This window comes from Bacillus sp. P4_D3 (genome assembly GCF_056401855.1).
This window is the reverse complement of sequence record NZ_JBFUIN010000103.1, coordinates 1-9,351: the sequence shown is the minus strand read 5'-3', so window position 1 is coordinate 9,351 and position 9,351 is coordinate 1. Positions and strand designations below refer to the sequence as shown.

The window sequence follows — 9,351 nt, the reverse complement described above, 5'->3', positions numbered from 1 at the left end:
CATGGTCTTTTTACACTGTCTACTTAAAGGGGATAATATCAAGCTAAGTCTCTTTTCCACCCCTCCATTATAATTTACATCTCTAAAAAAGAATTATGTTGACCGATCTAATCATCAAATAAAATCCTACTTCCTCAATTGCTTTTTTAATCTCTTATTAGCCTGGTACAAGAACGGCTTATTCTCATAGTTTTAATGCTTAAAATAAGAATAGCTGCCTTTTAAAACAGTAATTTGAAGCTTCTCAGACTGTAGTAATAGCCAATACTTACATTCATCAAGAACTACACCGGTCACGCTTTTACCATTAGCAAAAAATACTGTAATTATATCCCCTACATATAAAACATACTCCGTTGGTTTTATATGACCAGCTGCTTTCATTTCCTCTGTATAAAAATCATTTGTCTCTAACAATGCAGTATGTTTACCATGTGCAATATAAGATAAAGCACTCTTCATAATCGTACAGAAATTGCCCTTCTCTGTTTTGATATACAGATAATAGGCTCCCTCAAATAATACAAATCCTTTCATACGCTTACCATCTTTAAACGCACAAACTATATTTTCCCCTATCTCAAACACAAATGACGTTTTCTTATCTTCAGGCGTATAATTAGGTGATCTTTCTTCAACTGACACAAACTCTTTATGTCTTATATATTTTACTTCTGCAAAATTAACAATTATCTGATAAGGATCACCGTCCCCCACCATATCTAAAACACAATAATATTCCTCAATTGTTGTAACTTTCCCTTTTAACAAACCTTCATGACCAAGTAACTTAATCTCTACATCAGTCCCCCTCATGAATACATAAGAATGTCTATAACGTCCCTTTTTATCACGATCTACAGAATAATTTTTACCCATATAGCACACCACCAATAGAATAAATTTCTAAAACAGTCTATACAATTTCACATACCATAATGAGTATAGAACTCTAAATAACTTAAAATATCCCCCTAGCAAGAAGTAACTCTGTAAGTATTAATCGTATAACGCTATAGCTAGCTCTCCGAAAGATGTATCGTAGATATAATTATGTATTGGCACAGTGAACAATTAAAAATTAACCAGCTGGTAGCCCTTCGATTAGGCTATATGACACGGTTTCTTCTGCCATAGCGCTATCGTTCTTTGCTTGTAGAAAGATATTACCTATTTGGGGAAACAGCTCGTTTAAATAGCTTGAATAACTCTCTCTTTTTTGCCCTTTTTCACGTAATGCAAATGAAATTAACATTCCAATTGTTGATAGTCCAGTTTTTGCCGTTTTCCCTTTGCCCTCAACAGTTTTGTATATTTTATTACTCTTCTTCAAAACAGTGTTTAATGTACTTCTAGGGATATTTAGTTCTTCACATAGTTCTGATTGTGTAAAGTATAACACAGGCTTGTTTTTAGAATGCATTGATAAGAAAGCGATAATATCCGCTTCCCACTCATGCCAATGTGAACGTACTCGATCAACACGCTGTTTCTTATGCTTTCTCCAAAACGCAGCAGGAGATCTGAAAGAATTCACTTGTCCAGGTGTCGCATATGTTTGAAGTAGACGATCAATATAATCTTTATGTGCAGCCTGGTACTTCCCTGAATATGCAGACATGACAATCCCTCTAACTTCAACATGATCTAAAGGTTGTTCCAGGTTACTATTAAACTGATCCATCATATCTAGTGCTTCTTTAATTGACACTTCACTTTGAAAACATGCTAATGACAGAGTGAAAATTGCATTGTTTCGCCCTGCTTTTGTTTGTTGTGGCGCTATATTCGTGCAATTAATAACTTGTTTAAACCACGCTTCTTCAACCTGTTTCGGTTGCTCTACAGGTTTGTTTTTAGAAAATGGTGTTTCAATTACGTTATTTTTACCTGGAATTGCGAAAAATTCTTTGCCTTTGTTATCATCTTGTCTCTTGCTCCATTCCTGCAGCTCCTTGAAAGAATATACATTTCCCTCAAAGAACATAATGATATTCTCTTCTGAAGGCATTCTGAAGAATCCGAAGTGATTACATGTTAAATCTACTTGTGGTAGGCTTACAGCAAACATTTCTCTCAAGTTTTGAGAGATTCTTTTTGCTGATTTAATAGCGATATAGTTCTTTTTATTTGTTACATATACAGCTTTATCTAGCACATAATATACTTGGTAACCCTTTGTAGTTTGAAGGATCATAGTCGGCACACCAAAACCAGCATTTAACGCAACATCGTTAATAGCTGTCATTGGGAATGTCTTTGAATCAATGTCGATTACGAAGCAATTAATTTGCTGTAAGTTCTTTTCTGTATGCCCAACGATTGTACGAAGACCATTCTCGCTATATGTACCAAAATTATATACATTAGGAGTCCAGTGAGAAGCTTGTCCAACATGATCCAGTGTAGCTTCCTCAGATGATAATACTACCCCTCTTGTACCAAAAGGTGCGCTTAAATCAGCTTTTTTACGAGTAATAAAAATAGATCCTTTTTTATTCTTCTTACCATTCAGCATTTTGTTTTCAAATTTCTCTTGTTTTGTAATAGATACTAATGCAGCTTGTGAGTTTTTAGATTTATATTTTCGTAAACCTTTATGAAGTATAAGATTAATAGCTTTCTGTACTGTATTCATGTTGGATCTCCTTTCTACTAGATTTAAGACAACAAAAAAAGGTGAGCAGTTATATCACTGCTCACCTAAATAAATAGACTTCCCGAATTGTATACAAAGGTAGAAAAATCCATAATTAAATACGCTTATAGATGCACTTAAATAGGGGGTTCTATCTTTACAAATCTACACTAATTAACTATACTAATAAGAGATATTTAATATCTCAATAGCATAGTTAACTAGAACGGTTTGGGAAGTTTACTCACTGGTAGTGCAGTGACGTAAATGGAATACAAGATGTTTCCAGCAAATTGTATTCACCAAGAAGTAGAAATGTTTCCAGCAGATCTACTTCCTCTGTCGTGTTTGAGATCTTCCAAATCTCAAGTAGACAGCCGTTCTTTTTTTATTTGTTTTTTTATGTTTATGTGTCTTATATATATCCTACAAATTCTTACGAATTTCTTATGTATAATATCAAACTAAATCGAATTGCGTTGAGAAAACTTGTTGTCTATAACGTTACAATAAGTTTTTTTGTTTGTAAACAAAGAATTTCAACAAAACTTCTTCCATGTACACATGTACACAAGTGTAAAAATGTACATGTGTACATGCTACTTTTCCYTTTTCATTCTATTAATTAGAAAAAAATATTTGAAATTAAATTTACACTTGTGTATATGTACACAAGTGTAAATGTGTAAAAAAATATTAATACTAACCTGTTAAAACACTGTCATATCAACAGTTCTCCATTTTTCGTGAACTTGTGTAAATGTGGACATGTGAACATGTGTAAATTTGTATTGATATTTTTTTAGGTGGATAGTATAATTACATTAAGAAGTTTTTACACATGTGAACTCGTGTAAATGTGAACATGTGTAAATAGACGAAAAGTTTTTTTGGAGGGATACATATGAAATTAAAAAGACCGTTAACTATAACTGTAGCAAACAGTAAAGGTGGCGTAGGTAAATCTACTATTGTAAGACACTTATCTTATCATTTAGCTTTAAAGGGATATAAAGTTCTAACAGTAGATATGGATCCGCAGGCCAATACAACAAAAACAATGATCTTAACAAGAAAAAGAATTAATGATGAATACTTCGCTTTCGACAAAACATTAATGAGAGCTGTACAAGATGGTAGTTTAGAAGACATGCAGTTGACTATAATGGAGAATTTAGATTTACTACCTTCTCATAGTGACTTCGAAAACTTCGAAATGTTACTAACATCAAGGTTTGGTCATACTGAACCTTCTGATCCTAACTATCATCAAGTAGAAGCTAATAAGATTAATTACTTTAGACACCTATTAGAACCTTTAAAACAAAATTATGACTTTGTTATCATTGACAGTCCACCTACAGCATCTTATTATACAAAAAGCTCTGCAATGGCAAGTGACTATGTACTTGTTGCATTCCAAACACAAAGTGATAGTTTAGATGGCGCTAATGATTATATCTCACGATTCTTAAGCAAATTAGTAACAGAATTTAATGCTCCTCTTGATGTAATCGGCATATTACCAAATCAATTACACAGTACTGGTAAAATCGATGCAACAGTATTACAAGATGCGAAAAACATTTTTGGAGAAAATAATTTATTTAGAAATTTAATACCTTACGCTAAAAGAATCCAAAGCATTCCACGTATCGGTTTAAATAAAGATCAATATTGGGACAAGAAGTTATTTAATGAAGTTTTTGAACCATTTGCAGATGAATTTTTAGAACGAATTGAGAAAATGGAGGAATTAAGAAATGAGTAATAACATGGGATTTTTCGGAAAAAAGGAGGGCGGGGAAAACCCTGGTTCTAAAAATAATGGAGGGAAAATTGATGTTGGCTATAAAGCCGATGTCATTCCCTCTACCCCTTATGATCCTAGTTTACCTGCAAAGGCAACACTAGTTAACGGTGATAAGCGTGGTACTATTCGAATGCCTTTAGAAACTAAACATGAGTTTGATGCATTACTTGAGATTTCAGAATATCAATATGCTTATGAACTGCTTGGTGAAATGCATAACTTGTATATGGAAAAATTGTCTCCTGAACAACTTAGACTATTCCACGCACAACTTGAAAACATCAAACGTAAAGCTGCTCTTAAAGAAGCTAAGAAACAGCAAAAGAAATAAAAATAACATGTGTAAATGTGTACATGTGGTCTTTTACACATTTACACATGTTATACCTACATAAAATAAATAGAGTGATAACCCCCTCTATATCAGTGTAGTAGCGATAGAGCGTTATATTTTTTTAAAGTAAATTTTGTGTACATGTGTACAGGTGCACAGATACACATGTACACAATTCGAAAGGAGCGATAACCATGCGAACCCTCGGTATTATAGGTTTAGTCGTCATAGCTTTAGTATTTTTTAATGTGATTTCTCTACATACAATTGGAACATTATCTCTCATAATCGGACTTTTAATAGTATTCGTGATTGGTGCTTACTTCTTATACTATATTGTTATTAACTTCCTGGCACTATTCACTACTATTGTTGGAATTATCATGGTTATTTGCTTAATTGCTTATGCCTTTCAAATCTAATGTATTTAAATCCTGGCGGACCTATATGAATCTTAATGAAGAATTAAAGACCATTCTTAGATTTGACACTCCCACCCCTAAAGGGGCAAGYTGACTAAYRTCAGTGGSRTTCTTGCTACCAAAGGCGAAGTCCATTTCTGGTATCGCTGACGTGCAAGRTTGCGGTGTGYCATCACCACTCTCACGACMGACCGTATAGGTTCGKGAGCTACGGTACTATAACCATACCGTACAGATCGTTGCGTGTTCAKATGTTTTAGCGTCTTGTTCTTGACGACACATATCATTTTACCGATAGCRTGAATTCGGCTATCGAACTCCATATGATATCTTGTTTTCAAGGAACACATAAGCGTTTTAAAGACTTGTACTTGTCTATCGTTAAAGTATACTCAAAAAACAAATGTTTTTCTATGAAGGGTGTTTTTGCCCATCCCCTCGAAAAGGGGGAATAAGAAAAACATATCGTGAAAACTCCTTATAAATAAGGAGTTTGGGTTACCTTTAAAAAATATATATTTCAAAATATATACAATTATATTGACGTGTTTCAAATGTTATTAAGTTGTATTTTTGAAACGGAAAATTCTAGTTTTTCAGCTATGTCATAAAGTGTACTTTATGACATGATGTATAAAATTATAATGAATTAAGCTACTTCTGTGGCTTTAAAACAAAGTTTGATTAAATTAACTTAATAAACCTTGATAAAAGAACAAATAGAAAAAGCGTGCTTTGAAAAAAGATTGATCAAAACACGCTTTTTCTATATTCAATTGAATCATCCTTTTATAAAAAAGTTTGATGATTTTTGTGATCCTTACTCAATTAAAGCGCCCGATTCTTGAATAACTCAAGATTAGCTATAAATTCATTCATTTAAAAATCTATAGGACTTTGATATTTAATAATCTTGTTTTAGAGACCATACCAGCACTTTCTAACGTTTGTTTCGAGGGAGTGTTATAATACCAACAACCGCAAATCGGATTTAGATTATTGTCATAACACCATTCCTTTAAATGATGAATTATCGTTCTGCCTATTCCTTTTTTTCTGTATTGTTCATTTGTAAACATGCCCATATTTCCATATCTATCAAGTAACTTACTTGTTTCGATAATCCCTATTCCAAGCAGAATACTTCCTTTGGTGTAGGTGAATATTTCCCTATTTTCAATACGTTCCTCCACTTTACCAAGGAAGTCCTGACATACCTCAGTTATTTTTGTAGCATCGCTAGGCACCGCAGCTCTGAATTCCCCATCTTTAAATAATTTTCCCGTTGGAATTTCCACTTTGTTATCTTGGAAAAAGTAAGCTTGTTTTTCAATCTTATAATCATGATCTAATACCAAACTTAAAAAAAGTTCGTCGCATGTTGGAACCAGTATTGACCGAATTGAATGATCCTTAAGAACATTGTCAAAAATCTCTTGGGATTTTTTGTAGTATGATAAATCTAAATAAAATTGAGTTAGGGACTGGTTACTATGTATGGCATAATAACCTGCAACTTCGGAGTTGTAACTGATTGTATAAAATACGGAATTGAGAATGTGCTCCTCTAAAACGGAATCAATAGGAGAACTTAATGTACTAACATATCTTTGGATTAAATCCCCAATATCACTTTGCTTACATTCTTTAAAATAAAAACTCATGTTTGGACACCTCATATTTTTGTTGATCTCATTAGTACTCATGCAATATATCTTATTACTCATCAAATAAAGAGAATCTATCCAATAAATCATATAAAAGTATTAGTGTGAAATTCTATTTTAGTTTCGTGAAATCCTTCTATAACCTCCAAGTTAGTTGTACAATCTTACTTTACAATCTGGCCCGATTGTTGAATATTGTGTAGAGATAATAAAGTCGTTTAATTTTATCTTTATAAAGCTAATACCCTTCCAACGATGAAATGATTGGAAGGGTATTAAAGTTATTTAATTTTTAATTGTATTCACAATTATTGTTATAAAACTGAATAATAAAGTTGTTTAACTCGAGAGTTTTTACGTTTAGCCCCCAATTATAAAGAAAATTTCCCACCATGATAACAATAGCAAGCTTCAGCTTTAAGATTTTTAACCTTTCTCAAAGACTGTTCTGCTCTCTCAACATTTAAACAAAAGTGTGTATTAGCTATGGCTAATTCATGATTCTCATGAACAGTTGCATCACCTGTAATTACACTTTTTAAACTTGGAAAATATAATGAAATATGCCCTGAAGTATGCCCTGGTGTTGCTACTACTCTACATTTGTTATCTAGAATCATATCACCATCATGTACCTTTTCATCAATTGAAACATGCTTCAAATTCATTAATTGCTGTATAAACCATTTACCAAATTCGATTTCTTCATTTGGCATATTTTCTAGCATTTTTTCAGCTTGAACCAATCTCTCTGACTTCATTTCACCACTAATGTATTTTGATTCAATTTCACTAGCTATAATGTTAATCCAAGGATACTTTTCTTTGAAATCATATAAGGAACCTATATGATCATCATCATAGTGAGTAATGATTATATTCTTTAAATTCTTCATTTCATATCCATTTTTTAAAATTTCATTTTCAATTAAAGTTAAAAAATTTGCATACCCTGTATCGACCAAGGTTAATTCATTATTCAATATAATTAAGCTAGGATAAATGTAATTTTTTTGTCCATTAAATTCAAATTCAATTGGTAGTTCTAATATCTTCATGTTTCTTCCTCCATAAATTATTTATTCAAACACTGAACAATCATTAATTGTTTTTAAGATTACATCATAATTATTAGTAAAGATAGATAAAGAATAGTAATGAAACATTTAATACCTAACAATACTTTTTACCCATACTGATTTGTAATTAGACATCATATTTTAGATTTTTAAAAAACAAAAAGGCTATCTGGTGTATTATTTTAATAATTCCCTAGACTAGCCATATCAATTATTTTATTTCTTTTTTTGTATAAACAATTTTTTTGATTGTTTCAACTGATAAAAAATACTTTTCAGATATTTCTTGGATGTTCATTCCATTCTCAAAGTTTTCTCGAATGTTTTGATTTCGATGATTCAGTTGCTTTTGTATACCACTAACAGAACCCCATTTTTTTCGAGTGGTTTGTTGTATTGGAATATATAAAGTTTCCCCTTGTATATATTTTTGAACTTCTGCCAATAGCTCTTTTGGTAATACTTTTGTAGCATTTATATAATTCAAATTTGCTCGCTCCTTATTTCGATTTAACATAAATAAGGTGCAAAGCCAAAACATTAGAAATATTATCTAGCGATTAAATATTTTTCCCCATGCAAAGTATCGCTTTTCTAATTAAAGGCTTTGCATGAGTTTGAGTTCTATTTCTTAATAGAATAGATTTATTTTTCAATTAAAACACCCCTTTGGATAATCATATCCAAAGGGGTGAAACGATGCAACTTTATTAAAAACGGTACATCTTTGTTATATTATCAAGACCTAAATCTTAAAAAGTCATAAAAAATAAAGGGTGATACATATTAGTCATGTATAGTATTTAACAACTATTTTCTCTATTTCATGTCGTGGGTTTTCATTTTATCCAATTCTTTTTGTATCTTCTTATGAAAATACTTTCTACCTAGATTCCATTCTATACATAAGAAAAACATCCCTAATAATAGATAAAGAATAAAGCCAATAGTACTTTCAATACTATTCGTTATAAACAACCATGTCAGAAATACAATATGTGCTACTGGTAAAATTGCCCCCCAATAGATATTGTTTCTACTTGATAAGAAAAATTGAACAGCTAAAATACCAGCATAAATAAGAACCATTATTCCCCATCTCTTTCTTGTTTATATTTTTCAATAATCAATTTTGCATCTTCTACACTTATCCGATCATCAATCGACAGGCTCTTGATAAATTTAATAAATTCCTCGTTTTCTACGGCATCATTCATTTTTATTTTATCGATTAATCGATCAAGTTTAAGTCTTACTGTTGGGTATGATACCTCATAAACTTTTGCAATCTCTTTTAAAGAACCCGAATGAAGTACTAAGTTTTTAACAAACTCTAAATCCTCATTTTCCAAGGCTAAAATCCAGTTTGGAATATTATTAATATCCACAGCTTTGCCC

The 9,351-nt window shown here is 31.7% G+C and carries 9 protein-coding genes and 1 pseudogene; 3 read left to right on the top strand and 7 right to left on the bottom strand.

Annotated features, from left to right (window positions below; all coding sequences use genetic code 11):
• Positions 1-126 precede the first annotated feature (126 nt).
• Both AC1DTM_RS13250 and repS read right to left on the bottom strand, forming a co-directional pair.
• Positions 127-879 (bottom strand): annotated as a pseudogene (locus tag AC1DTM_RS13250) (hypothetical protein).
• Between the two features lie 202 nt (positions 880-1,081).
• Positions 1,082-2,638: a replication initiation protein RepS gene (repS, locus tag AC1DTM_RS13245; protein ID WP_016104017.1), complete on the bottom strand. Its 1,557-nt coding sequence runs from the start codon at positions 2,636-2,638 to the stop codon at positions 1,082-1,084.
• A gap of 904 nt (positions 2,639-3,542) precedes the next feature.
• On the opposite strand from repS, the gene AC1DTM_RS13240 reads away from it, so the two are divergent.
• The 3 genes from AC1DTM_RS13240 to AC1DTM_RS13230 all read left to right on the top strand — a co-directional run bounded on the left by AC1DTM_RS13240 (position 3,543) and on the right by AC1DTM_RS13230 (position 5,207).
• Complete coding sequence (locus AC1DTM_RS13240; RefSeq protein WP_002144406.1) at positions 3,543-4,409, top strand: ParA family protein; 867 nt, start codon at positions 3,543-3,545, stop codon at positions 4,407-4,409.
• Positions 4,402-4,782, top strand: coding sequence for a hypothetical protein (locus tag AC1DTM_RS13235; RefSeq protein ID WP_002144405.1), 381 nt, complete (start codon positions 4,402-4,404; stop codon positions 4,780-4,782). Before AC1DTM_RS13240 ends, AC1DTM_RS13235 begins: the two co-directional genes overlap by 8 nt.
• Before the next feature lie 197 nt (positions 4,783-4,979).
• A complete protein-coding gene (locus AC1DTM_RS13230; RefSeq protein ID WP_012259991.1) occupies positions 4,980-5,207 on the top strand; it encodes a hypothetical protein in 228 nt (75 codons plus the stop codon).
• An 887-nt stretch (positions 5,208-6,094) separates the two neighbouring features.
• On the opposite strand, the gene AC1DTM_RS13225 is transcribed toward AC1DTM_RS13230, so the two are convergent.
• The 5 genes from AC1DTM_RS13225 to AC1DTM_RS13205 all read right to left on the bottom strand — a co-directional run bounded on the left by AC1DTM_RS13225 (position 6,095) and on the right by AC1DTM_RS13205 (position 9,341).
• On the bottom strand, positions 6,095-6,871 hold the full coding sequence (locus tag AC1DTM_RS13225) for a GNAT family N-acetyltransferase (RefSeq protein ID WP_016104018.1): 777 nt from the start codon (positions 6,869-6,871) through the stop codon (positions 6,095-6,097).
• Between the two features lie 374 nt (positions 6,872-7,245).
• Positions 7,246-7,932: an MBL fold metallo-hydrolase gene (locus tag AC1DTM_RS13220; protein WP_016104019.1), complete on the bottom strand. Its 687-nt coding sequence runs from the start codon at positions 7,930-7,932 to the stop codon at positions 7,246-7,248.
• Positions 7,933-8,164: 232 nt separating this feature from the next.
• On the bottom strand, positions 8,165-8,440 hold the full coding sequence (locus AC1DTM_RS13215; protein WP_002162141.1) for a CD3324 family protein: 276 nt from the start codon (positions 8,438-8,440) through the stop codon (positions 8,165-8,167).
• Between the two features lie 332 nt (positions 8,441-8,772).
• Positions 8,773-9,042: a hypothetical protein gene (locus tag AC1DTM_RS13210; RefSeq protein ID WP_016104020.1), complete on the bottom strand. Its 270-nt coding sequence runs from the start codon at positions 9,040-9,042 to the stop codon at positions 8,773-8,775.
• A complete protein-coding gene (locus tag AC1DTM_RS13205; protein ID WP_016104021.1) occupies positions 9,042-9,341 on the bottom strand; it encodes a DUF2089 family protein in 300 nt (99 codons plus the stop codon). The genes AC1DTM_RS13210 and AC1DTM_RS13205 overlap by 1 nt, the downstream gene beginning before the upstream one ends.
• Positions 9,342-9,351: the final 10 nt, after the last annotated feature.

What these genes read in the sequence shown, in the direction of transcription:
- repS (WP_016104017.1), bottom strand. Translation starts at nt 2,638, where the DNA reads ATGAATACAGTACAGAAAGCTATTAATCTTATACTTCATAAAGGTTTA.
- AC1DTM_RS13240 (WP_002144406.1), top strand. Translation starts at nt 3,543, where the DNA reads ATGAAATTAAAAAGACCGTTAACTATAACTGTAGCAAACAGTAAAGGT.
- AC1DTM_RS13235 (WP_002144405.1), top strand. Translation starts at nt 4,402, where the DNA reads ATGAGTAATAACATGGGATTTTTCGGAAAAAAGGAGGGCGGGGAAAAC.
- AC1DTM_RS13230 (WP_012259991.1), top strand. Translation starts at nt 4,980, where the DNA reads ATGCGAACCCTCGGTATTATAGGTTTAGTCGTCATAGCTTTAGTATTT.
- AC1DTM_RS13225 (WP_016104018.1), bottom strand. Translation starts at nt 6,871, where the DNA reads ATGAGTTTTTATTTTAAAGAATGTAAGCAAAGTGATATTGGGGATTTA.
- AC1DTM_RS13220 (WP_016104019.1), bottom strand. Translation starts at nt 7,932, where the DNA reads ATGAAGATATTAGAACTACCAATTGAATTTGAATTTAATGGACAAAAA.
- AC1DTM_RS13210 (WP_016104020.1), bottom strand. Translation starts at nt 9,042, where the DNA reads ATGGTTCTTATTTATGCTGGTATTTTAGCTGTTCAATTTTTCTTATCA.